The sequence below is a fragment of the Occallatibacter sp. genome, from assembly GCF_035317045.1.
In the GTDB taxonomy this organism is placed as follows: Bacteria; Acidobacteriota; Terriglobia; order Terriglobales; family Acidobacteriaceae; genus Telmatobacter.
Genome location: NZ_DATHHT010000017.1, coordinates 60,366 through 83,360, shown reverse-complemented (window position 1 = coordinate 83,360; position 22,995 = coordinate 60,366). Strand labels below are relative to the sequence as shown.

The 22,995-nt window shown below is 58.8% G+C and carries 21 protein-coding genes; 11 read left to right on the top strand and 10 right to left on the bottom strand.

Annotation, left to right across the window (positions count from 1 at the left end; genetic code table 11):
* Positions 1-41: 41 nt before the first annotated feature.
* Positions 42-1,289: an FtsX-like permease family protein gene (locus VK574_RS07150; protein WP_472799142.1), complete on the top strand. Its 1,248-nt coding sequence runs from the start codon at positions 42-44 to the stop codon at positions 1,287-1,289.
* A 321-nt stretch (positions 1,290-1,610) separates the two neighbouring features.
* On the opposite strand, the gene VK574_RS07145 is transcribed toward VK574_RS07150, so the two are convergent.
* The 3 genes from VK574_RS07145 to VK574_RS07135 are packed head-to-tail and all read right to left on the bottom strand — an operon-like array spanning position 1,611 to position 2,984.
* Positions 1,611-2,108, bottom strand: coding sequence for a GNAT family N-acetyltransferase (locus VK574_RS07145; protein WP_472799141.1), 498 nt, complete (start codon positions 2,106-2,108; stop codon positions 1,611-1,613).
* Positions 2,109-2,133: 25 nt separating this feature from the next.
* Positions 2,134-2,334, bottom strand: coding sequence for a hypothetical protein (locus tag VK574_RS07140; RefSeq protein ID WP_472799140.1), 201 nt, complete (start codon positions 2,332-2,334; stop codon positions 2,134-2,136).
* A 56-nt stretch (positions 2,335-2,390) separates the two neighbouring features.
* Complete coding sequence (locus VK574_RS07135) at positions 2,391-2,984, bottom strand: flavodoxin domain-containing protein (protein WP_472799139.1); 594 nt, start codon at positions 2,982-2,984, stop codon at positions 2,391-2,393.
* 283 nt (positions 2,985-3,267) lie between these two features.
* Between VK574_RS07135 and VK574_RS07130 the strand changes: the two genes are divergently transcribed.
* The 3 genes from VK574_RS07130 to VK574_RS07120 all read left to right on the top strand — a co-directional run bounded on the left by VK574_RS07130 (position 3,268) and on the right by VK574_RS07120 (position 6,333).
* Complete coding sequence (locus tag VK574_RS07130) at positions 3,268-4,149, top strand: Cof-type HAD-IIB family hydrolase (RefSeq protein WP_472799138.1); 882 nt, start codon at positions 3,268-3,270, stop codon at positions 4,147-4,149.
* 30 nt (positions 4,150-4,179) lie between these two features.
* Positions 4,180-4,929, top strand: coding sequence for a lytic transglycosylase domain-containing protein (locus VK574_RS07125; RefSeq protein WP_472799137.1), 750 nt, complete (start codon positions 4,180-4,182; stop codon positions 4,927-4,929).
* 279 nt (positions 4,930-5,208) lie between these two features.
* Entirely contained in the window at positions 5,209-6,333 is a 1,125-nt protein-coding gene (locus VK574_RS07120) for a lysylphosphatidylglycerol synthase transmembrane domain-containing protein (protein ID WP_472799136.1), read from the top strand.
* A gap of 252 nt (positions 6,334-6,585) precedes the next feature.
* Here VK574_RS07120 and VK574_RS07115 read toward each other — a convergent pair whose 3' ends face one another.
* Both VK574_RS07115 and VK574_RS07110 read right to left on the bottom strand, forming a co-directional pair.
* Positions 6,586-7,803, bottom strand: a complete 1,218-nt coding sequence (locus VK574_RS07115; protein ID WP_472799135.1) for an SGNH/GDSL hydrolase family protein — start codon at positions 7,801-7,803, stop codon at positions 6,586-6,588.
* A 936-nt stretch (positions 7,804-8,739) separates the two neighbouring features.
* Positions 8,740-9,411 carry a DUF502 domain-containing protein gene (locus VK574_RS07110; RefSeq protein WP_472799134.1) on the bottom strand — a complete coding sequence of 224 codons (672 nt, stop codon included), beginning with the start codon at positions 9,409-9,411 and terminating at the stop codon, positions 8,740-8,742.
* Between the two features lie 99 nt (positions 9,412-9,510).
* Between VK574_RS07110 and VK574_RS07105 the strand changes: the two genes are divergently transcribed.
* Complete coding sequence (locus tag VK574_RS07105; RefSeq protein ID WP_472799133.1) at positions 9,511-10,314, top strand: hypothetical protein; 804 nt, start codon at positions 9,511-9,513, stop codon at positions 10,312-10,314.
* A gap of 328 nt (positions 10,315-10,642) precedes the next feature.
* Positions 10,643-11,446 carry a GvpL/GvpF family gas vesicle protein gene (locus tag VK574_RS07100; RefSeq protein WP_472799132.1) on the top strand — a complete coding sequence of 268 codons (804 nt, stop codon included), beginning with the start codon at positions 10,643-10,645 and terminating at the stop codon, positions 11,444-11,446.
* Positions 11,447-11,615: 169 nt separating this feature from the next.
* On the opposite strand, the gene VK574_RS07095 is transcribed toward VK574_RS07100, so the two are convergent.
* Positions 11,616-14,369: an ABC transporter permease gene (locus tag VK574_RS07095; RefSeq protein WP_472799131.1), complete on the bottom strand. Its 2,754-nt coding sequence runs from the start codon at positions 14,367-14,369 to the stop codon at positions 11,616-11,618.
* 9 nt (positions 14,370-14,378) lie between these two features.
* Entirely contained in the window at positions 14,379-14,708 is a 330-nt protein-coding gene (locus VK574_RS07090) for a PadR family transcriptional regulator (RefSeq protein WP_472799130.1), read from the bottom strand.
* A gap of 486 nt (positions 14,709-15,194) precedes the next feature.
* On the opposite strand from VK574_RS07090, the gene VK574_RS07085 reads away from it, so the two are divergent.
* Entirely contained in the window at positions 15,195-16,310 is a 1,116-nt protein-coding gene (locus tag VK574_RS07085; RefSeq protein ID WP_472799129.1) for a hypothetical protein, read from the top strand.
* Between the two features lie 13 nt (positions 16,311-16,323).
* Positions 16,324-17,196 (top strand): hypothetical protein, encoded by an 873-nt coding sequence (locus tag VK574_RS07080; RefSeq protein ID WP_472799128.1) that lies wholly within the window; start codon positions 16,324-16,326, stop codon positions 17,194-17,196.
* Between the two features lie 17 nt (positions 17,197-17,213).
* Here VK574_RS07080 and VK574_RS07075 read toward each other — a convergent pair whose 3' ends face one another.
* From VK574_RS07075 to VK574_RS07065, 3 genes are all read right to left on the bottom strand, one after another.
* Entirely contained in the window at positions 17,214-18,221 is a 1,008-nt protein-coding gene (locus VK574_RS07075; RefSeq protein WP_472799127.1) for a tyrosine recombinase XerC, read from the bottom strand.
* Complete coding sequence (locus tag VK574_RS07070; RefSeq protein ID WP_472799126.1) at positions 18,218-19,288, bottom strand: site-specific tyrosine recombinase; 1,071 nt, start codon at positions 19,286-19,288, stop codon at positions 18,218-18,220. Before VK574_RS07070 ends, VK574_RS07075 begins: the two co-directional genes overlap by 4 nt.
* Before the next feature lie 88 nt (positions 19,289-19,376).
* On the bottom strand, positions 19,377-20,114 hold the full coding sequence (locus tag VK574_RS07065) for a hypothetical protein (protein ID WP_472799125.1): 738 nt from the start codon (positions 20,112-20,114) through the stop codon (positions 19,377-19,379).
* A 364-nt stretch (positions 20,115-20,478) separates the two neighbouring features.
* Between VK574_RS07065 and VK574_RS07060 the strand changes: the two genes are divergently transcribed.
* The 3 genes from VK574_RS07060 to VK574_RS07050 all read left to right on the top strand — a co-directional run bounded on the left by VK574_RS07060 (position 20,479) and on the right by VK574_RS07050 (position 22,865).
* Positions 20,479-21,225, top strand: coding sequence for an HAD family hydrolase (locus tag VK574_RS07060; protein ID WP_472799124.1), 747 nt, complete (start codon positions 20,479-20,481; stop codon positions 21,223-21,225).
* A gap of 336 nt (positions 21,226-21,561) precedes the next feature.
* Positions 21,562-21,930 carry a (deoxy)nucleoside triphosphate pyrophosphohydrolase gene (locus VK574_RS07055; RefSeq protein WP_472799123.1) on the top strand — a complete coding sequence of 123 codons (369 nt, stop codon included), beginning with the start codon at positions 21,562-21,564 and terminating at the stop codon, positions 21,928-21,930.
* Between the two features lie 80 nt (positions 21,931-22,010).
* A complete protein-coding gene (locus VK574_RS07050; protein ID WP_472799122.1) occupies positions 22,011-22,865 on the top strand; it encodes a tetratricopeptide repeat protein in 855 nt (284 codons plus the stop codon).
* Positions 22,866-22,995: the final 130 nt, after the last annotated feature.

The window sequence follows — 22,995 nt, the reverse complement described above, 5'->3', positions numbered from 1 at the left end:
CACGAAAGTAAGAAGCAGGCACGAAGTAAGAAGCAGGCAAGATGCGATTTGAGCTCTACGTGGCGGCCCGATATCTGAAAGCCAAGCGGCGCCAGGCCGTCGTCGGCGTCGTCACCGCCATCTCCATCACCGGAGTTGCCGCTGGCGTTGCTGCACTCATCATCGCCCTCGCCATCACCAACGGCATGCAGCGCGACCTGCAGGACCGCCTCGTCGACTCCAGCGCCCACGTCCAGCTCTTGCGCGTCAAAAACGATGGCATCCGCGACTGGCAGCCTCTGATCGCAAAGCTCTCAAAGCTCCCTCATGTCGTTGCTGCCGCCCCTGAACTCGATGAACAGGTCGTGGTCACACGTGGCGCTCGCGAAGGCTACGCACTTGTTGAGGGCATCGTGCCTGCATACGAAAAGGACGTAAACAAAGTCCTGGCTGGTGCTTCAACCGCCGCTGTGAAAGCACTCGAACCACCGAGCGAAACCTCGCCGCCGTCAGGCCCCGCAGACCGTCCTCTCATTCTCGGCAAGGATCTCGCCGACTCGATCGGCGCCACCATCGGCGATTCTGTAACCCTGATTAGCCCGCAGGGCGATCTGACACCCCTTGGCGTCGTTCCCAACATCGTCCGTTTTCGTCTGGCCGGCACTTATCACAGTGGCTTCTACCAGTACGACTCTGCGTGGGGATTCATGCGCCTCGCCGATGCCCAGCACCTCTATGACGAGCCCGACTTGGTCTCAGTCATCAGCTTCAGAGTCGACAACCTCAAAAACGCTCCCGCAATCGCTCAGGAAATCGAGCAAGCCGCAGGCCCAGGCTTTCAGACCACCAATTGGAAAGATCAGAATCGCGAACTCTTTCGCGCCCTTGCGCTGGAACGGATCGTCACCTTCATCGTCATCACGCTCATCGTGATCGTGGCCGCGCTCAACATCCTTATCGCGCTTACCATGATGGTCATGGAGAAAACCCGCGACATCGCCGTCCTCATGAGCTTCGGCGTCGATCCTTCGCAGATCCGCCGCATCTTTCTCTTGCAGGGCCTCCTCATCAGCGTCGTCGGAACTATTCTCGGTCTCGTCCTCGGATACATTGGCGCGTGGGCCGGCGGCCAGTACCATGTCCACCTCTCGCCTGACGTCTACGCCATTGACACGCTACCCTTCGCGCCCCGCGCGCTCGACGGCCTTCTCGTCTCCGCCGTCTCCATCAGCATCTCGCTCCTCGCTACTCTCTATCCCTCATCGACCGCCGCAAGAATCCGCCCCGCTGAAGCCCTCCGCTACGAGTAACCGCGGCATGGCTTGGAACTCACGAAACTCTGTCTGTCATTCCGAGCGACCAGCGGAAGCCGAGGAACCTGCAGTTGCTTTTTCGACGCTCGCCTCCAAGACCCCTACCCCGCTCCGTCCCATCCCCGCCACACTGTCATTCCGAGCGACCTGCGGGAGCCGAGGAACCTGCGGTTGCTCTTTTTCATTCTCGCCTCCAAAAACCCCTACCCCGCTCCGCCCCATCCCCGCCACACTCTCATTCCGAGCGACCAGCGGGAGTCGAGGAACCTGCGGTTGCTTTCTCTCCGCCCCTAGATAGCCTTGAATATCCGTGCCGGATCAAACCAACGCCAACACCATCTCGTACTGCTTGATTGTCGCGTCATTCGGATAAGCCTCTGCCTTCCCCGTCATCCTGAATCCCAGCCGTTCATAGAACGCGATCGCGCCCTGATTCACGCTCGTCACCATCAGCTTCACATCGCGCATCTCGCGCCCTCGCGCCCACTCCATCACCGCCTCAATCAATCGCCGCCCCACACCTTCGCGACGAACCTCGGGCGCCACCCACATTGAAACCACTTGCGCCCGCAGCGGATTCAACTCCTCGGCAAAACTGAAAACCATGCCGCATCCGCGATCCCCGTCAAACGCCAGAAATCCCGCGGACCCGCCGCTGCTCCAGCGCATCGCGCGCTTCTTCCACTCCTCATCCAGAAACGCCGCCTCCTTCGCATGCGTGCTTGAGAACGCCGTAGGCGCCTCCCGCAATGCGCGCAGCCGCACATCCTTGAAGACAAGGGCTCTCCCCAGTGTGATGTGTTCAATCGCGATCAATGGGACTCCGCAAAAAAGGATGAACCTACTGCGGCGTGATGATTCCGCCCAGTGCATGCCTTCGCGGCAACACGATGCCGCGATGATCCACTTCCGCCGCTGCTGCCTTCGCTGCGGACGCCGGCAATCCGGCACGCTCCATCAATGCCCCACCGCACGCCGGGCACCAGTCCGCCTTCGTATCCTCAGCCAGCACCGCATGGCAATGCGTACATATTCGTTCCATGAACCCAGTCTACTCAATGGCACACAGCACCGCGCATGAACTCCCCGAAGCGAATCTCAGTGTCCCAGCAAACTATTTTTATACGCACTGTACTCGGCAAACTCTCCCCGCCGCACTGCGGTCCCCTTCTGCACGTGCTCCGCAATCCCACCTGCCCACCTGCGGATAAAGTCCCAGTCGCGAATATCCGAAGCCGGAACCTTTCTCATGGGATTGCCGGGAAGCTTCATCGCCAGTCTGAAAACAAACGGCAGATTCAAATGGCGCGGATCGAAACTCCCTCCCATTACGCGCACATCCGCTGCATGAAGCCACGGATACTTCGCCAGTTCCTTGCGCGCCTGTTCCTCTGATGCAGCGAAATGCTTCGGCTCGTTCTCCGTCGGTCCCAGAACAAAAATCCATGGGCGTACATTCCCAAGCTCTCGCCGAAACCTCATCACAAACTGTCGAAACTCCCTCGGAAAACGGCCGACATACAAAGCCGTGCCGATCACTACCGACATATCGTCCGCAATCGACTCCACGTTCGCCATTGGTCTCACATCCACGTTCACGCCGGCATCTTCCATGGTCACGCCCATCGCCTCGGCAACGTCTTCCGTCGACCCGCTCCGCGAAACATACGCAATCAGCACTTCCGCTTGCATACGCGCCTCCGTCAAGCGCAATTCTGCCCCTATTTCCCATTTCCAGGGCGTGCCCACGGTCACATGGTGAAGCATCCCACCAACTCGTTGCACAATTTTCCACTCCCTGAGCACGAGGCCGGACTGGCGCTTCCACTTGGAAGGAGAGTGGGTCTTTTCAGCTTCACGAATAACGCCAAAGGAATGAATGGGTCTTGTCCCGGATCTCTCTTCGTAACATCGCGTATCGCCTTTTCGCCTCCCCCTCCCCGATCTTTGGGATGGCTCCCGGTAAACTAAACACATGCATCCCCCCGTGCGCCTGGTGGCCATTGACATGGACGGCACCCTTCTGCCCACCTTCAGCCAGTCCATCAGCCCCCGCAACGCAAAAGCCCTCCGCGCGGCGCAGCAGGCCGGTATTACCGTCGCTATCGCCACCGGCCGCCGCACCGCCTACACCGCCCCACTCCTCGAAGGACTCGGTCTCCGAGCGGACATGCCCCTCATCACGTCCAATGGAGCAGTGACCAGGACCCTCGGCGGCGACCCGATTGATCGCTCTCACCTCGAAGCTCGCGTGGCCCGCGGCCTCTGCAGTCTCCTCAGACCCTTCGGAACACTTGTCTTCACCTTCGACCACATCGGACGCGGCGAACTCGTCCTTGAAGACTTCGAACAGGCGCATCACCGGATCGCTATTTGGGTCGAAGCCAATCGCGACGCCATCGAAGTCGTCCAGCCGCTCGAGAACGCTCTCCCCGATGGCAACGACCCCATCCAGGGCATGGTCACCGGAGGCCTCGATAAAATGCGTCAGGCCGAGAAAGCCCTCAAAGCCAGCCAATGGAGCGGTTCCTGCGAAGCCGTCCGCACCGAATATCCAGGGCGGGACCTCTCCATTCTCGACCTGTTGCCCCCAGGCGTTTCCAAAGGATGGGCCCTCGAACGCCTCGCCGCCCGCCTCGGGGTCGATCGCAAAGAGACCATGGCCATCGGCGACAACTGGAACGACGTCGACATGCTCGAGTGGGCCGGCCAGGCCGTCATGATGGCCAATGCCGCCCACGATCTGCGTACCCTCGCCAAGACCCGTGGATGGAAGCAAACTCCACCCAATGACGAAGATGGCGTAGCAGTGACTTTGGAGATGGCTGTAGCCCGCCGCACCTCTGATAGAGTCTGAACCAGCCGGAGCAGAAGCAGGAACCTACCTTTGCGTACGCGCCTCCAAATCGCCGTCGCCCTCGCAGCACTCCTGCTCGCGGGCGCATCGCGTCCCGCACAGTCCGCGGAGCGCGTCAGCCTCACCAACGGCTACGACATCGTTTGCCATCATCACGCACAGGTCGGCTCCCACATTCGCCTCTACTTGGGAACGGGCGAAAGCAGCTATATCGATCGTGTCCCTTCCGACATTGCCAAAATCGAAACTGTCCCCGATCCGCCACCACTTCCCGCAGAGCCACTCTCCATCAATCCCCATAACGAACCACGGTCCGAAGCCCGCCTCAGCCCCCTTGACCTCCACGAAATGCTCGCCCAGGCCGGTCAGCAGCACAACCTCGACGCCGACCTGCTCGCCAGCGTCGTCAAGGCGGAGAGCAATGGCAATGCTCACGCCGTCAGCCGTGCCGGCGCCCGTGGCCTCATGCAACTCATGCCCAAAACCGCGGCCGAAGAGGGCGTCAGCGACAGTTTTCGTCCTGATCAGAATGTGCGCGGCGGCTCGGCCTACCTCAACGAACTCCTGGTGAGGTACCACGACAACATCGCCCTGGCGTTAGCGGCCTACAACGCCGGCCCCGCTGCGGTCGACAAATATCGCGGCATCCCGCCCTACCACGAAACCCGCGCCTACGTAGCCCGCGTAATCCACGAGTTCAACCGCCGTGTCCTAGCCCGCCAGGCCGAAGCCCGTCAATCCGCACCGCCTCCTTTCCGGCCTTCCCAGCCCACTAACTAACTCCGTTCCCCCGGCTAGAATTGTCATTCCGAGCGACCAGCGGGAGCCGAGGAACCTGCAGCTGCTTTTTCGACGCTCGCCTGCCAAACCCCTAGCCGCTCCGCCACATCCCCTCCACACTGTCATTCCGAGCGACCAACGGGAGTCGAGGAACCTGCAGTTGCTTTTTCGACGCCTGCCTGCCAAAATCCGCACCCTGTTAATCCTCACACCAACATCGAATAAACCAATTCCGGTTCTTCCCCTAAAATCAAATGCAGTACTTCAAACGGAGAACGCTTGAAAAAGAAGCAATGGATCCTGGGTCTGCTCGTGCTTGCTGCCTTTGTTGCGCTCTTCCTCTGGGGCCGGCAGAAATTCCACTTCGATTTCCACGTCTTCCGTGAACAGATCGCCCAGGCAGACTGGCGCAAGATCCTCATCGGCCTGCTTTGCATCTACTTCGCCTATTTCTTTCGCGCTTTCCGCTGGGCCCGCCTCCTCAAGCACCACCAGAAGGTCTCGCCCATGTCCCTGCTCGGACCCCAGATCATGGGCTTCACGGCCATCGCCCTCATCGGCCGCGTTGCCGACCCCGTCCGCCCCTACCTCGTTTCAAGGAAAACCGGCCTACCTCTCAGTTCCCAGTTCGCCGTCTACATCGTCGAACGCCTCTTCGACGCCGGCTCGATGGCGCTGATCTTTTCCATGGCCATGTTATGGATTCCTGAGGCTGACATCGCACGAGCCACCAGCCACTCCGGCATGATCGCTTCCATGCAGAAGCACTCCCCGCTTCTCGGCACCATCCTCGCCCGCTATGGAGGACTGGTCTTGACCCTCGCCGGAGCCATCTTCCTCGTTGCTGTCCGCCTCTCGGGTCAGGCGGTCGCCACGTTCTTCGAGCACACATTCGGCCTCGTCTCAAAAAAGCTCGGCGTCGCCGTCGGAGAAAAAATCCGCACCTTCCACTCCGGCCTTGACACCATGCGCACCTTCGGCGAGTTCGCAGCCACCGCCGCTCTCTCCCTTGGCATGTGGCTCCTCATTGCCTTTGCCTACTTCATCACCTGCCGGGCATTCAGCGGGAGCCCGCAACTCGTCGCCATATCTCCACAGAAATGCGTTCTCCTCATGATCGCCAGCGGCGGAGCCAGCATCTTCCAGTTGCCCGTCCTCGGCTGGTTCACCCAGATCGGCATCGTCGCCGCCGCCATCACCGGCCTCTTCGGCGCCTCTCCTGAGGCCTCCACGGCTTGTGCCGCAACTCTCCTGCTGGTCACATTTCTGGGAACTATACCCATCGGTCTCATCTGGGCGCAGTTCGAGCACATCAGCCTGCGCAAGGTCACTCACGAAAGCGAAGAAGAAGCCGAACACATCCCCACAGATCCGCCAGCCGCCGCCAATCCAGAGCCGCTATAGGACTGAAAATTTCCCCTGTTCCTTGGCACGATCATCATTGTTCCCTGGCCGCTGTCATCCAGATTCTTTCCCGATGGTGTCATCTTGATTCTTTCCGGATGGTGTCATCCTGCCCGACACAAGCCTGGGGCCCCATCGTCCGCAGCAGCGGACGATGGAGTAAGTGTCCCGAAGGATCTGCTTTTGTTTATTCCGCGGACAGCCTAGCGAACAGCCGATTCGCGCGCTGTTCACTGTTCACTGTCTCCGCCTTCACCGGAACAACCCCAAATCAATCGAATCCGCCATCGCGGCATACCCCGCATCCTTCGGATGCAGATGGTCGCCGCTATCGTATTGCGGCGCGAACATCAGCGGATTCGCCGGATCGCCCGTCGCCTTATCGAAATCGATCACTCCGTCAAACACGCCCGAAGTCAGAATCCAGTGATTGACCGCCTCGCGTATCTGTTCGCCCTTCTCCGTAAAGTAGCCCGCGCCCTTGTATCCCGTCAGCGTCGCTCCGAAGACCTTGATCCCGTGCTCATGTGCCCGCGCCACAAGTTGCGCAAGCCCCTGCTCAAGATCCTCGGCTGTGAGTTTGTAGTCGGGCTGGTTGGGCTCATGCAGCCTGCCGATGTCGTTGATTCCCTCCATCACGATTACGTACTTCACGCCCGCCTGTGAAAGCACATCGCGATCGAACCGGGCCAGCGCATTCGCTGCGACGCAGTGAATCAGAACACAGTTACCCCCGATACCCTCATCAAGCACCGAAAGATGAGCAGTCGCAGGATTATTCTGAAGCCGCACCGCGAGATAGTCCGGCCAGCGATGGTTGGCATTTTCCGTTGACAACGCTCCGTCCGTGATCGAGTCGCCAAACGTCACCACTGCGGCGGCGTGCGTGCTCGTCGCTTCAACATCCACGCCCTTCAGGAAATACCAGGATCCCACCACCACCGGAGAAGCAAATGAAGCATCCCGCACATGGTTGCCAGTCTGGATAAAGTTGTCCTGCTGCGCACTCGAATGCACCGTAACGTCGCTCACCTGCTGCAGCGGCAGGTAGATGCTGACCGCCAAATTGGCAAATGCCGGCGCAGCCATCGAGACAGCGTCGGACACCACTTCCGCACCGGGCGGAATCACGATCGAGGGCGAACCGCCAAACGTGAGATCGTGCAACGTCGCCGCGTCCACACTGCTTACCCCTGCACTCACCCCAATCGTCGCAGCATCCACGCGCAGTGGCTCCGTGCCAAACTCATTCGTCAGCCGCACGCGCACTGTGTTGCCGCCCAGCGAAGTGTGCACAATCTCGCGCAGCGTGGAATCCACCAGTGTCGGCACCGTGTGCCACGGATCGCCGTCGAACGCCGAGGCAGCCCATGTTCCCACCCATGGTGCAGGTACCGATTTAGTCGAAGGCGACTGAGCAGAAACGGCGGCAGCAGCAATGAACAAAAACACAGCAACACGAAAGCGCATTTTAGCGTTGTTCCCTTCCAGCAAAATTAAAGAAGGTCCATCATAAAACGGCAAAGTGACAAAGCGTGTCCGATTCTCAACACGGTCCATTGCCGAATCGTCCACGATTCTCGCGGAGCACTTTTTCGCAGCGACCAAACCGATGTGTGCTGAGCAGCACACTTCAGGCGATTGGGCTGTGATTTCATATTTGCAGGTTTCAGGCTGCATGGGGAGAGCCTTCGCATGGTCCGCGGAACACGGTCAGCCTTGGCGCTGGGTAGTAGCAAGCCTCATGTCGCTCTTACTTGTTGTAGCGCGAGCACAGGAAACAAACATGTTGATAGGTGGCTCCAGAACGGTACTCTCTGAGTCAGAGATTCCCGGGGCAATTCAGACAACAGAAGGCGGCTGTTTTACTCTCACTCCCGAAAAGCCTTAGAGAGCGGTGAGTTCGGCTTCAGCCCGTTGGAGTCTTTAGACGCTTTTATGTTCGGGGTTGGAGACGTCACCAAATAGAACGGGCAAGGCGTGAGTGGGAGTGGCAAAAACTCCCGCGCCTCCAGCTTCCGCGCCGGTTCAAAATCCTTTGTCAACCCCTTGGTCCCACACATTTCCCGTAAACCCTTGAGGCCATTCGTCAAAAACTTCCCTGGCATTTGCAGGTCATTTCCGCAAAATTGCTATCCTTGAATCATGAGCCAGTATCCGGGCATTTCCACCAGCAGATCGCCCTCGGATTCAAGCGTCACAGCGACAAACCTCCACCGCTAAGTCATTTCCTGAGAAGACTCTACGGCTAAGTCCAATACCTGGAAGACTTTGGCGTCGGACCACACTGGCAACTTCTTTGCAATCACGATCTTTCTTGCAGAGTACGGGGGGGGGAGGGGGGAGGGCAACATGCAACCGTTAGATTGCGTATCTTGCAGCGGGAAATCTTGCGCTCACCAGCCGCTACCTCCTCGGCGTAACCGTGTCTTCCTGCCGCTGCGAGAACACCATCCTGTCCGGCGCCACGGCCCCTCCCGTCATCAGCATGCTCATCGCCTGCTCCATCGTCAGATCCGTCAACGTCACCCGGCTCAGCGGCAGCAGTTGTAGAAACGCCGACGTAGGATTGATCGCATTCGGCAGCAATACCGCCGCCAGTTCCTCGCCCGTGTTCGAGTCCACCAGCGTCCGCGTCAAAAACCCGATGCTCTTCTGCCCTGCGATCGGAAAATCCACCAGCACCACACGCTGGTTCGTATCCTTCTTCGCCATCATCGAGTCCAGCAGTTGCCGCACCGACGAATACACCTTCGCCACAAACGGCAGCCGCTCCAGCACTGACTCAAACAAGCTGAACGCCTGCCGTCCGATCACCAGCGACGTCACCCGCCCCAGCACATACAGCACCACCAGCGTCAGCACCACTGCCAGAACCGACTGCATCACCGGCCGCGCCAGCCAATCCTCGGGAAAGATGGCCGCCAGCAGCTGCACCAGCGGCAATCCTGCCTTCGCCAGGCTGCCCAGCACAAAGCTGAAGATCAGCCACGTCACAAATAGCGGCCCCACCGTGATGATTCCCGCCAGGATGTTGCGCTGCAGACTCCGTAATCCTCGTGCAATGACCGGGTTCACTTGTCAGCTCCTGCTCCAGAGCATACGAGAATTGCGCCCCGGTTTTTCAGAATTGGGCTTTCCCCCACCTTCCCCTATAGTTAAGAGAGTGGCAATTCGATGATTGATCCCCTTGGCCCCGATCCTGCTGACCCCGCCAACTCTTCCCGGCGAGTCGCCGAAATTGTCTCCGAATTCGAGACTCCGGGATCGTTCGCTCCCCTCCGGCCCAAGGTCCGCTACGCCAACTACGACAGTCCTGAAGCCCAGGTTCGCAAGGAACAATCACCTCGCATTGAAAATTCGCCCAGCAACGAAGGATCGCCCCGCGTCCAGATCATGGCTCGCAAAGGAGCACCGCCGCGAATTGAAGAAGTACCCCTCCCGATTCCGACTGCGGAACCCGTCGCTTCCGCGCTGCCCCCCGCTCCAAAACCCGGCCCGAGACCCTCACCCAGGCCCACCACCACCGCTTTGGCCCGCCCCACACCACCGAAACCCACCAAGTTAGAGCGCGCCATCAGTGTGGCCAGGACCGTCCTCCCCATCGTCGGCAAGATGCTTCCCCTGCTCGAAGGCAACGTCGTCTCAGCCGCTTCGAATCTCTTCGCCAACCGGCCCATGCACGAAGTCAATCTCAAGCCTCTTGAGGAATCGATTTCCCGACTCCAGTCCGAGCACCGCGCCCTGGCTTTCCACTCCGGTGAGCAGAAACGCGCGCTCCAACGCCTCGAAGACGACTTCACCGTGGTTCAGGAAGCAGTCCAGAAGAACGCCGCCGATCAGGCCGAACTCATCGAGCACGTAGCCAAACTCGCCAAACGCACCTCGTCCTTCATGCGCCTCGTAACCATCCTACTGGTCGTCTCTATCCTTTTCACCGCCCTGCTCTGCGTCCGAATTGCCTACCTCATTCGATTTTGACCAGCCGGATGGCTCCTACCGCCCCCCATAACTCCCTAAATCCCCCCAAAGATCTTCGTCACACCACAATTCGGACCACAATTGAAGTGATTTTGATATCCGCAATATTACATTCGATTTCGTAAAAGCGATTTTGGCCTCTCTACTCACCTTTTACGATCTTCGTGATGCAGGACATTGTCAGTCGTCTTATGTGCGGTCTAGTATTCAGTCCGTAGTTCAATTGGGGATCTTCCGCCCTGTGTCAAAACGCTGTTCTAACTGAGTTCACAGAGCTTCACTAACGAGCGGCGCGCTTACCGGGCGTCCGCACACGGAGTGCCTCCATATGGCATGGTATGCCTACTGCATTGGTGAAAAACAAGCCTTCCCAGAACTAGCCCGTCACCGAAAACCAGTTCCGCTCGAGTCAGTACACGGTGTCAGCGGAAATCAGGTCTTCCTTTACCCAGCCAGTGATCTAGCCGTTATTGTCAGCGAACACAATCCCACAGAATCCTTAAATCAGAAATCCGGTGTGGATCATGCTCGCGTCATCGCTGACTGCTTCAAACATTCCACCGTCCTTCCCTTCCGCTTTGGCACCGTATTCAACGACGACGAAAGCCTCCGCAAATCCATCCGGTCCAACCAGCGTCAGTTTCTCGGCAACATCGATAAACTCCGCGGCAAAACCGAGATGCACCTCAAGATCCTCGTGGACGATTGCTGCGGGCGCGAGCTCGCCCAGCTTTCGACTGACAAAGTGGGTCGCGGTTATCTCACCAATCTTCGCGAAACGGCATCCCGCCAGCGCGAACGCCAGACCCGAGCCCGCGCCGTCAGCTTCCAGATGCATCGCCTCTTTGCACCCCTGGATGAGGAAGTCAGCTGCCGCCTCACCGAGACCGGCAAGATGGTCCTCGATATCGCTCACCTGATCGACCGCAAGTACGTGGAACGCTATCAGAACAAGTTCACCACCACCTGTGCCATGATGCGCGACTGCCAGATGCAGCTCTCCGGCCCCTGGCCGCCGTATCATTTCGTGCACCGCCTCACCCGCGGCGCTCACGTCCCGGCGCAGACTTCCGTGGATTCCGTTACCCCCGCCGCCCCTTCAACCCCTCAACAAGTGGCGGCGATGGTCTAACTCAATTTGAGCCACCAACAAAAAGCCCGGCTCCGGCCGGGCTTTTTCCTTGCTCGATCCCCATCATTTCTCACAGACAACTGTTCCCTTTTCCTTTCTTGTTCACTATCACTCTGTTCCTTGTTCGCTCCACTCTTCACTCTTCACTGTCCACTGTTCACTGAATCGACTACTCGTACCGTAGCGCAACCATCGGATTGATCTTCGTCGCCCGGCGCGCCGGCATGTAGGAACCAAACAGCATGCAAGCGCTCACAATCGCCACCGCGGCAATCAGCGTAATCGGGTCCGCAGGGTTGACGCCGAATAAGCCAGACTTGATGGCCCGGCTCGCCGCAAGGCTCATCGGGATCCCCAGCGCCACGCCGATCCCCAGCAGCACCAATGCTTCCCTCAGCACCATCCACAGGAGCCCGGTCCTGGGCGCACCGAGCGCCATCCTAACGCCCAGTTCGTTCGTCCGCCGTACCACGTTGTACGTCATCACTCCGTAGAGTCCGATCCCAGCAAGAGTCAGTGCCAGCAGCGCGAAGAATCCCGCCAGCTTCGAAACGAACACCTGCAAATCGATAAGATCATCGAGTTGTTCGTCGATGGTCAGCGTCTTGAGCACCGGCAAATTCGGATCGATCTCAACCAGCGCCGACCGCACTTCTTCCGTAATCTTGGCTGGATCGCCCACGCTTTTCACTTGCAGCCAATACGCGTACTGATCGTCGCCCGTAAGCTGGGTTACAGCCAGAAATGCAAACGGCTCCAGTTTCTCCGCGGGACTTCTGTGTTTCGAATCCCGCACTATGCCCACGATGTGCCACACCCCCGGAGCCGCAGGATCGGCAATCGTGAAGCTGTGCCCGATCGCATCGCCATTGGGAAAGTAGCGATCCGCAAATGTCTTGTTCACCACGACAGATTTCACCGCATCCGCCGCATCCGCTGGTACGATCGTTCGCCCGCGCAGCAGTTGAATCCCAAGCGTTTCAAAGTATCCCGCTGACACCCGATTCAGCAGCGTGCTGATGTTCTCGTTCGGTGGCGTTGGCCGCCCATCAATATCTATAGGCGATCCCCAGTTTCCCCGGCTCACCGGCGGCCCTCCCGACATGCTTGCAGAACGAACTCCGGGCAGTTCATCCACCCTACTGATAATGCGCTCGTACAGCGCGTTCAATCGTTCCGGCGGGTAACCCGCAAACTTCGGATTGGTATTCACCAGCAGCACATTTGAACGACTCAGCCCCATGTCCTCCGAACGAAGATTCTGCAGCGTCCGCAGCAGCAGTCCCGCAACGCTCAGCAGCACCAGCGAAAGCGTCACCTGCGTCACTATCAATATCTTTGGCAACAACCCGCGGGAACCCGCGCTCGTGCCGCCCGAGTTGCGCGCATTTGCATTCAGAGCACCCGCCACATTCGTGCGCGAACTGCGCATCGCCGGAGCAATCCCGAACAAGGCGGCCGTAACGATGCACGTGCCAAACGTAAACAGTAGCACACGCATATCCGGCGTCGCCGAAAGCGCCGTCCGCGCCGCACCCTTGTCAATGAAATGAATCAGAACCTGCGTTCCCCAGAAAGCCAGCACCAGCCCCAGCGCCCCGCCAACCATCGCGAGGGCCAGCGCTTCCATCAGGATCTGGCGCGCGATTCGTCCTCGGCTCGATCCCAGCGCAAGACGCGCACAAAACTCCCGCTCGCGCGATGCCGACTTCGCCAGCAGCAGATTCGCGAGATTCGCGCACGCAATCAGCAGAACCACCCCCACCATGGCCATTAACACTTTCAATGGTGTCTGGTACTCGGAGCGCATGTACGACATTCCCGCTCCCCCCGGCAAGATCGGAATGAACGTCCCGCCGATCTGCTGCCGTCGCAACGCCGAAATCTGTGTCCCCTCTCGCAGCGTAAGAAAGCGCTGAAACTCCACTGTCGTCCAAGCCTGCGCCTGCGCCACCGAAACATCCGGCCTTCGCCGCGCCATCATGTGAATCCAGAACAGGCCGTCCGGCTTCAACAGTGACGGCTGCATCATCACTTGCGCCTGCATCGTGATCGGCAGCCACATGTCCGGCATCTGCTCGTTCAGATCCACTCCATAAAATGTCGCCGGCATTACGCCAACCACCATGAACGAAGTTCCGTTGATCGTGATCGAGCGTCCCACGGCATTCGGGTCAGCCGACAAATTCTCCAGCCAGTAGCGATAGCTGATTACCGCAACCGCATTGCTTCCCTCCGTCGCCGTATCGTCTGCATTCAACGCACGGCCCATCAACGGCTGCGCGCCAAGCACACTGAAGAACGTTCCCGAGACAAGATGCCCTTTTGCCTGCGTCGCTGGGCCCGCCGAACCCGATCCCGTTCGCACGCTCACCATCGTCGGAAAGCTCGCAAACGCACAGATTCCCTCGAACTCTTTCCTGTCCCCGCCGATGTGTCGATAGAAGTCGTACGGAAAAATGTCGTAGGGTCCCGGACTACTGGAAGCGATAATTCCGTTGTCGCTTCCATCGCCGAACAAAACCAGCATGCGCGGATCTTGAACCGGCAATTGCTTCAACAGCAAATCGTCAATCACCGTAAAGATCGCAGTGTTTGCGCCAATCCCGAGCGCCAGCGAAAGAACCGCCACCACCGACAATCCCGGCGACCGCAGAAGCTGCCGAAAACCGTATCGCACGTCCTTCCACAACGATTCCACGCGCGACTCCCAACTCGAAGTCCACACGTTGTGCCGAATCATTTCCGAGCTGCGGATCTCCGCCCGCGCTGCCCGCTCTGCATCCGCCCGGCTCATTCCCTGCTGGATTCTGTGTTCCACCGCCGCCTCGCGGAAGCCCTGCACCTCGGCCTCGATCTCGGCATTGCGGGCGCTCGGGCGGAACAGTGACTTGATCCCACTCAAGAAACTTTGGAACAGCATGCCATCTCCTTATGCTTCGAGAATTTTGCCGATCGCCGCCGTCCGGCGATCCCACTGCTGCCGTTCCTCTTCAAGGGCCTTCAATCCGCGTTTTGTCAAAACGTAATACTTCGCGCGCCGATTCGTTGCCGACACGCGCCACTCCGATTTCACCCGTCCCGCCCGCTCCATGCGATTCAGCGCCGGCAATAGCGATCCGGGATTCACGCGAAAAACACCCGCGCTGATCTGCTCGATCCGCAAAGCAATGCCGTATCCATGCATCGGCTCCAGGGCCAGCGTCTTCAAGACCAGCATCTCCAGGGTTCCCTGCACCAGTTCCCGCGATTCATCACCCATCGTCTCTCCACCACTAGATAATCAAGAGGTATACCCATCACACCTCTCGATTGTCAAGTGGTGCGGCGCATCAAAGCTCCCGAGCCTCGAATCCAACCGCCAATAACTACTTTTTCTCTCTGGTGAGCCGATTGTGCGCGATTCTACGTTTCTCAAAGTAGAAGCCACTCGGGAACAGCTCGGCGCGTTCGATCTTCTTGATCGAAAGCACCTTCCCCGCGAAGAAATTCGAAAGGAGTTCACCGTGCCTCGGCGTTTCCTGAGTTTTGCCTCCCGCTGTCCCATTCTTTACTCCAAAGGCCATAGATGAACGGTCGTGATCACAAGGTCGTAATAGGAACTCTGGCGACGTTGGCTGTTGCTTTCGCACCACTGCAAGTTTCTGCGCAAAAAGGTTCGTCCTGCCCTTTAACCGAGGCCCAAAGCAGCAAGGCAGTCGCAGCCTGGGCAAAGATCTCCGCTTTCATAGTCAATGAGCCGCGCTGCGTGAACTGCCATGGACGGGTCAATCCATACATCGATGGCGTTGGACTCGATCCCGCCGACCCCAATGCTCCGGCATCGGAGGTGCAACATGGCGGAGGACGTGAACCTCACGAACACAACGTAAATCCAGCGGACGGTACGGCCGAGATGGATCGTGGCTGCAAAGATTGCCACAGCAACATGGCACCCGGGCGAGATAGCAACTGGACGCTCGCTCCCAGCTTCCTTTCATTCCCGCACAAGGATGCGATAACGCTATGCCGTCAGATCAAGAGGTCGACGGGAACGGCTGATGGGTTCATGCGCCATCTTCAGAATGATGATGGAGGAACTAATTTTGCAGGCACAGCGTTCCTCGGCACGCGAGGCCTCGACGCTGACCAGTATTTGGACAAAGACAATCCAGCATACATAGCGCCAGCGCCGCCTTCCATCACCCACGATGCGTTTATACAGATAGGCAGAGACTGGATTGACGCCATGGGGGGAAAGTTCCAGGGAGACGAGAGCTGCGGATGCGAATTGAAGCTTCCCAGGTGGAGCGGCCAGATCTCCTACTGGGGGCCGCGCACGCGGGTTGAGACCCACAACGAACTGAATGATGTGTCCAGCGCTTTGCAGGATACCGTCATGATCGACGTGCAGGATGGCACCGCAAACTATCACGGCCATGTCGAGCGAACAGTCCAGGCCCAGGGTCGCGTGCGAGTGTCCGATGGAGGCCGCGCCTACCATCTTCAGAAGATCAGCGCGGAAACCATGGATGGAAACGCAGACGGAGATCGCCGGGTAAAGTTAGGCATCGCGGTAGATGATGCCCACCGAACATACTCCATATGGATTGCCGGGTTCGTGGGGCCCAGTGGAGCACCAATGCCTCCTCCGATCATCGGGAAGTCGCATCAATCCAGTTGCGGCCTCAACGATGGAAAATGGGTTTGCTTTCCGCGGGAAGATGACGTTTATATGCCGTCTCTTCACCTGACAGGCCCGCTGTCTGGGAATATGCAGGATCCCAACAATATCCATACCTCGGTAGATATACCGGGCGGCGGGACGATCATGGTGACGCTCGCGCGCTCCGGAAGTCCGAATCACTCCAAAACATCGAAATGAAAAGGTGCCCCTCATGAAAAGTCTTCGGTCAGCTCCTCTGCTTCCAGCGTGCTTGATGATTGTGCTGCTTATATCAGGTTTGGCCGCGCATGCTCAGGATTCCGAGCTTGCGCACAAGCGCTTCACCAACGATGACGTTGTCAGCATGGTGCAGATGGGTCTCTCCGAGGAGGTCATCACCGCGAAGATTCGCGCCATGAATGCGGCAGATCCAGGCTCGTTGCGATTCGACACCAGCGTTCAGGCCCTGCAAGCTCTGAAAACTGCAAGCGTACCTGACGGAGTGATGCGGGTAATGATCAATCCCACACCACCGGCAACTTTCGTTGCACAAGGGGCGGCTCCAATGACCCTCGATCCCAACCTGCCGCCACCCGAGGTCGGCGTGTATTGGAGAGACGAGAGCCGCTTCGTCCTGATCGATGGGCACGTGCTGAGTAACACCAAGATCGGCGGCAAGGCAGGCAGTATGTTCACGTATGGTGTTCGCGGGCTTCACTGGGATGCGACATTGAGTGGCCCGACTTCCAGCCACATCGTTCGAGATCGCCGCCCCGTGTTCTATCTGTATGTTCCCGATGGCGGCAGCTCCTCCGACTATGCGTTATTGAAGCTGATCAAGAAAGGCAATCGCCGCGAATTCCAGGTTGGTGGTTTGGGAGGCAAGTTTGGCGGCGGCAAGGCGGGATTGAAATCGGACAAAGAGATTCCGTTCGAATCGGCGCACGTGGGCATACGCACTTACAAGGTCACGCTGAGCCAGGATCTGAAACCCGGCGAATACGGGTTCTTCATGGCCACCGGCCAGCAGGTGAACGGCACAGAAGGACGCGGCACGGGCGGTGCCGCCACCGGCCGCATCTTCGATTTCAGCTTGCCGGAATGACACTCGATGGCTAAACGCTATCGCGCCCGCGGATGCGTCCGGTCGTAGACCGCTTCCAATTGCGAGGTCGTCAATTGCGTGTATCGCTGCGTCGTCGACAATCTCTCGTGCCCCAGCAACTCTTGAATCGCCCGCAAGTCCGCGCCCTCTTCGAGCAGATGTGTGCCGAACGCATGGCGTAGCGTATGCGGATGCACATCGGCTGAAAGCCCGCGCAGAATCGCCACCCGCTTCACAATCCGCCCCACACTCCGCGTCGTCAGCCGCGCCTCACCGCCCGGCTTTCCCAACCCGCGCAGTTGCAGGCTCAAAAAAAGTGCCGGAGTTGATTGCCCCTTCCCTCCAGCCAACTTCGCCGTCAACCGCGCAGCCCGTTCACCGAGATACGCACGCAGCGCCAGCGCCGCCGCATCCCCTAGCGGAACCAGCCTCTGCTTGTGTCCCTTGCCACGTACCAGGATCGCCTCATTGGCCCAGTGAATATCGTTCAGATTCAATCCCGTCAATTCCGCATTTCGGATACCGCATCCATACAGCAATTCCAGAATCGCCTTGTCCCGGGCCGGCCAGCTCGCTGCATCTTCTTCAACGCTGTCCACCACGCGATTCATCTGCTCGATTGATGGCACGCGCGGCAAAAGCTTCGGCAGTCGCGGAGTCGCCACCAGCGAAGCCTCGTTCTGTTCCACGCGCCCCGTCCGCGCCAGCCACTTGAACCAGCTTCGAATCGCCGCCAGCGCCCGCGCCGTCGAAGCCTTCGACAATCCACGCTCCAGCAACGCCCCAAGATAAGCGCGAATATGAGTATGCTCGATCTGATCCACTGCTTTCAGTGCCGCATGCCGCTTCGCAACATACACAGCAAATCCCATCAACTCCCGCCGATACGCGCGCAGTGTGTGCTCCGATGAGCGACGCTCGAACTCAAGCATGCGCAGATACTCTTCCACCAACCCGGCAAGCGGCGGCGGTGCGAGTTGCGCCGGCGTTTCCAGCTCATCCAACGCATCTTGCGCGATGCTCATTTCTGCTCCTTGTCACCACTGCTCGCGTTCTCGCCTTGGTCGCCGACCCGCTTCTTCTCCTTGCCGCCGTGAATAATGCGCAGCGAGCTTCCCCGCACAGCCTCGCCCTTTGTCGCATTCTCGGCCTGCATCCTGGTCTTCGCTCGCGGATGATGCTCGCGATGCACCGCCTTCAACCGCCCCAGCGCCAGGTGCGTATACACCTGCGTCGTCGAAATGTCCGCGTGCCCAAGCATCGTTTGCACGCTGCGCAAATCCGCGCCATGTTCCACCATGTGCGTCGCGCAGCTATGCCGCAGCTTGTGCGGACTTGCGTCCTTGTTCGCCATCTTCACCAGGTGCCACACCCATTGCCGCGTCAGCGGCATCCCGCGCAATGAAAGAAACAGCCGTGTCGCATCCTGACGCGAAGGAATCGTCTTTGGCTTCGTGCTGATACGCGCCAGGTGCGGACGGCCCTCGCGCAAGTACGTCTCAAGCGATTTCACTGCCGTGCGCCCCAGCGGTACAATTCGCTCCTTGTCGCCCTTTCCGCGCACAAGCACCCGCCCCGCATCCAGCGACAGATCGCCCGTACCCAATCCCGTAATCTCCGAAACCCGCAGCCCGCCCGCATACAGCAACTCCAGAATCGCGCTATCGCGCAATGCTGTCGCCTGCGCCTGCGGATGCTCTGCAGTCATTGCCGCGCGCTCCAGCATCTCCGCCACTTCCGGCTCCGCCAGCGACTTCGGCAACACCTTCCACGACTTGGGCGACTCAATATTCACGGTTGGATCGTGATGGATGCGCCGGTCCAGCAGCAGCCATTTGTAGAATCCCCGCAGGCAACTCAGCTTCCGCGCCGCGCTGCGCGAATCAATCGAATGCTTGCGCAGATGCTCCAGAAACGCGGCCACATCCTGCTGCACCGCCGTCACCAGCACGCCCTGCCGGCCCTCCAGAAACTCGGCGAACGTCTTGAGATCGCCGTCGTAGGCCTCGCAGGTCAGTGGGCGCAACCCCTTTTCCACCCGCAAGTAAGCTTGGTAGTCCTTTAGGAGCCCGATGTTGTTTTCAACGCCCACACGATCAATTATCCGCGCCGAATGAGGTGACCTGAGTCATCTTGCGGAGTTACCGAACCTGCTTCATCAAGGCCTCAAGTTCGTTAACTCAATCCTTGTCGGCTTTCGAGTGGCGCACAAGCGTCTTCACCTGATCAAAAACCTTGAACTCCATCACCACATTCAACGCGGTGCTGACGCCAATATTGATCAAGTACCCCTCCATCGTGTCGCCGTAGCCCACACTGTCGCGCGGCGTATACGCATTGGCCGTAAGTGATGCCAATCCAAGTCCTACCAGGTTGCCGTAATTCGGCATCTCCCGCCCATCATCCCTGAAAGCCACAAATTCGTGCTTGATCGCCCACGCTACCCGCGTCTTCACCGGGCCCTGCCCGAGCACCGGGTATCGCGGGTCCTGATGCACCAGTGCCGGCACAAACGCCGTGTCGAAAAAGATTGCGGTCGAAATATTCAGCCCGTTGTAGCCGACCCTCTTCCCAAATGCACTCAATCCATTCCTCTGAAAATCCGGGCCCGTCCCCGCCGCCATCTCGAACCCTGAGTCCAACGCCGCCTTCAAGGGAGTCTGCGGAGACACAATCCTCCGATACGCCAGAGCATACTTTTGCCGCCCGCTCAGCCTCGCCATTGCAACCGGCGGTCGCGTCGGCATCGGCACAGCGCTGCGCCCGATGGACCCACCTTGCACAGCCGTGCGAGGAATCGGATTCGGTGTGGGCGCATCTGGAAGCACATGCGATGGATCTTGCGCACCCGCCGTCAAGCTCACCGCTCCAAGCGCGCACATCATCAGTACTGACAATCGCGAGAGCCTGTGATCCATGCCTTGTTTCACCACCTGGGCCTTCGCGAAAGCGCAGTCCGTTCGCCTCTCCCGCGAGTCAATAACCAATCTCGTGGCTTAGATGCCGATCCCGCCAGACAAGGATCGGATTCTCGTTATTTCAGATCCAGCCGCCTCAGAATGCCGCCGGCCGCGCGCGATATGCGCATCGAGCTGGCCGATCGATTATTCGGAATCAAGGACTCTCTCCAGTTCATTTCCAGGAGAAGCAGATCCGTCTCGCCCTGAACTGCTTTACCGCATCGATGACTCCGTAGGTAACCGTTCATTCTATGGCCAGGTGCGCTCCCAGGCTGTGATCGACGAGAATAGAGGTGGACGCTTTGAAAAAGGACCGAATCTCTTGTCATCTGCGCAACTTGAAGTAACCCGCTGGACCGCACAACAACTCGAACGCCTCGTCACCGCGGCTTCTCCACGAATCGCCGTCTTCGACTGCGACGGCACCCTCTGGAGTGGAGATTCCGGCAACGGTTTTATGGTCTGGTCGATCGACCAGGGCCTCGTCTCCCGCTCCACCACCGATTGGATGGATACGCGCTATCGCGCCTACGTCGCTGGAAAAGTAGACGAGGCCCAGATCTGCGGAGAGATGGTTCAGATCTATGCGGGCCTTCGCGAGCAGGAACTCCGCGAGGCCGCGGCGCGCTACTTCAACGAGCACGTGCGCCCCAACATCTTTTCGGAATTGGCCGCGCTCATCGAAACGTTGCGAAAACGCAACATCGAACTCTGGGCCGTCAGCTCCACCAACAAATGGGTCGTCTCCGAAGGCGTTCGCGGCTTCGGCATTCCCGAAGAACGCGTCCTCGCCGCCGAAGTTAAAGTGGTCGACGGCCTGATCACCAGCGAACTCGTCGACGTGCCCACCGGGCCGGCAAAAGCTGCGGCCCTTCGCCGCATCGGCCTTCCCCGTCCCGACGCCGTCTTCGGCAACTCGCTCCACGACCTCGCCATGCTCGAGATCGCCGCCCATCCGTTCCCCATCAACCCCTCATCCGCACTTCTCGAAGAATGCGCCAAACGCGGCTGGGGCTATTTCCGCCCCCGCGAAGCTGAAGAATTGCCGGCCCCCATCGCCGGCGAATAGGTTTCTGGTTCGGAATCAAGGTTCACGGTGGAACTTCCTTCGCCGCTGACCTGCTGACTCGCTTGATCGCGAAGCGATCGCTAACTTGCTGTATTTGTCAGAACAAAAACCTCGCACTCTGTTTAAATCCGCCAACGATTCTCGCCCTGTGAAAGAATTATTTGTAAATACAAACAACAAAACATGCGGTCTTCAATTGAATCCTTGAAACATGCGTTGCCCACGTCACACCAACTTGTACTGCAAAGCATTTACACTGGAGAAGTGGAAGAACCGCAGCCTCTACTAAACCCGCGCCCCCCGGGTCCTGCGCTACGTTTTGTCGTCGCAGGTTTGTTGCTTCGCGACGGTCTTGTCCTCATCTGCCAGCGCCGCCCCGACCAGCCCATGGCCCTCCAGTGGGAGTTTCCCGGCGGCAAAATCGAGCAGGGCGAAAGCCCCGAACAGGCTTTGTTTCGCGAACTCCAGGAAGAACTGGGTATTTCCGCCACAATCGGACCGCGCGTCACGCACATCCGCCATAACTACCGCCACGGCGGCGCGGTTGACCTGCAATTCTTCTCCATACCCTCCTTCAAGGGCGAACTGGAGAACAAGATCTTCCACCAGTTCAAGTGGGTCAAACTCGAAGAACTCCCCGATTACGAATTCCTCGCCGCCGATCGCGGACTCATCCGCGACCTCGCCGCCGGCAAACTTCTCTAGTTTCTCGACCCCGTCACAATCCAATCCATCATTTCGAACTATGATGGCTTGTCCGCCATTCCGTTTGACCGAAGGTGCGCATGTTGAAATGGGTGCTCCGCCAGGTTCCTCTTGCAGTCTTCAGTTCACTCTTCCTTCTCTCCGTCCCTTCACCAGGACAAACTCCAAACTGTCTGGGTTCGAGCGCATCGGATAACCCGGCAGCCCGCGAAGAGCTCAATCAGGGCGTCGACTCCTATAAGGGTGCTCGCTATTCTGAAGCCATCAGTCATTTTCAAAAAGCGACTGAACTCGCTCCGTGTCTCACGCTCGCCCGAGCGTATTTAGGTACTGCCCAAGCTCAAAACGTGGTCCCCGGCCTCCACACGCCCGACAATTTGAAAACCGCAGATGCTTCCGTCGAGAACTTCAAGGTCGTTCTCGCCCAGAATCCGCACGATATCAACAGCCTCAAGCAGGTCGCCGCCGTCTACTTCAGCACAATGCGCTTCGACGATGCCCGGGAATGGCAGAAGAAAGTTCTAGCGGAAGATCCCAACGATTCCGAAGCCGCCTACACCATCGGCGTCATCGACTGGACCCGGGCGCACACCCATGCACTAGCTGCGCTTACCGTGGCTGGCTTACAGGATGACGGTGAAGGCAACCACGATGCGCCGCCAGAGGTGCTCGAATCGATAAGCCGGCAGAACCGCGCATTGGTCGAAGAAGGTCTCCAATACCTCAGGCGTGCAATCGAGGGTCGGCCCAACTACGATGACGCGATGGCGTACATGAATCTGGTCTATCGTCGCCAGGCCGATGTGGACTACCAGAACCCCGCCCTGCGCGACGAAGACGTTGCCAAGGCAAAAGAGTGGGCGCACAAAGCCATGCAAACCCGCAAAGAGAACGAAGAGAAGAAGGCCTCTTCCACAGATTCACCCCAACCATGATCTAAGAACACCAGAAGTGAATACAAGAAGCGACCGCCTCAACGGTCATTCCACTTGACCAGCGCCGCATTCCGCAGAATCAGCCTGATGCTCCCTACTCCCTCGACCATGGTCGTTACGTCCCTAGTCC

Coding starts and splice junctions, on each gene's coding strand:
- VK574_RS07090 (WP_472799130.1), bottom strand. CDS start 14,708: ATGGGTGATGAATCGCGGGAACTGGTGCAGGGAACCCTGGAGATGCTG.
- VK574_RS07095 (WP_472799131.1), bottom strand. CDS start 14,369: ATGCTGTTCCAAAGTTTCTTGAGTGGGATCAAGTCACTGTTCCGCCCG.
- VK574_RS07100 (WP_472799132.1), top strand. CDS start 10,643: ATGGCATGGTATGCCTACTGCATTGGTGAAAAACAAGCCTTCCCAGAA.
- VK574_RS07050 (WP_472799122.1), top strand. CDS start 22,011: ATGTTGAAATGGGTGCTCCGCCAGGTTCCTCTTGCAGTCTTCAGTTCA.
- VK574_RS07115 (WP_472799135.1), bottom strand. CDS start 7,803: ATGCGCTTTCGTGTTGCTGTGTTTTTGTTCATTGCTGCTGCCGCCGTT.
- VK574_RS07075 (WP_472799127.1), bottom strand. CDS start 18,221: ATGAGCATCGCGCAAGATGCGTTGGATGAGCTGGAAACGCCGGCGCAA.
- VK574_RS07150 (WP_472799142.1), top strand. CDS start 42: ATGCGATTTGAGCTCTACGTGGCGGCCCGATATCTGAAAGCCAAGCGG.
- VK574_RS07105 (WP_472799133.1), top strand. CDS start 9,511: ATGATTGATCCCCTTGGCCCCGATCCTGCTGACCCCGCCAACTCTTCC.
- VK574_RS07065 (WP_472799125.1), bottom strand. CDS start 20,114: ATGGATCACAGGCTCTCGCGATTGTCAGTACTGATGATGTGCGCGCTT.
- VK574_RS07130 (WP_472799138.1), top strand. CDS start 3,268: ATGCATCCCCCCGTGCGCCTGGTGGCCATTGACATGGACGGCACCCTT.
- VK574_RS07080 (WP_472799128.1), top strand. CDS start 16,324: ATGAAAAGTCTTCGGTCAGCTCCTCTGCTTCCAGCGTGCTTGATGATT.
- VK574_RS07135 (WP_472799139.1), bottom strand. CDS start 2,984: ATGCAAGCGGAAGTGCTGATTGCGTATGTTTCGCGGAGCGGGTCGACG.
- VK574_RS07140 (WP_472799140.1), bottom strand. CDS start 2,334: ATGGAACGAATATGTACGCATTGCCATGCGGTGCTGGCTGAGGATACG.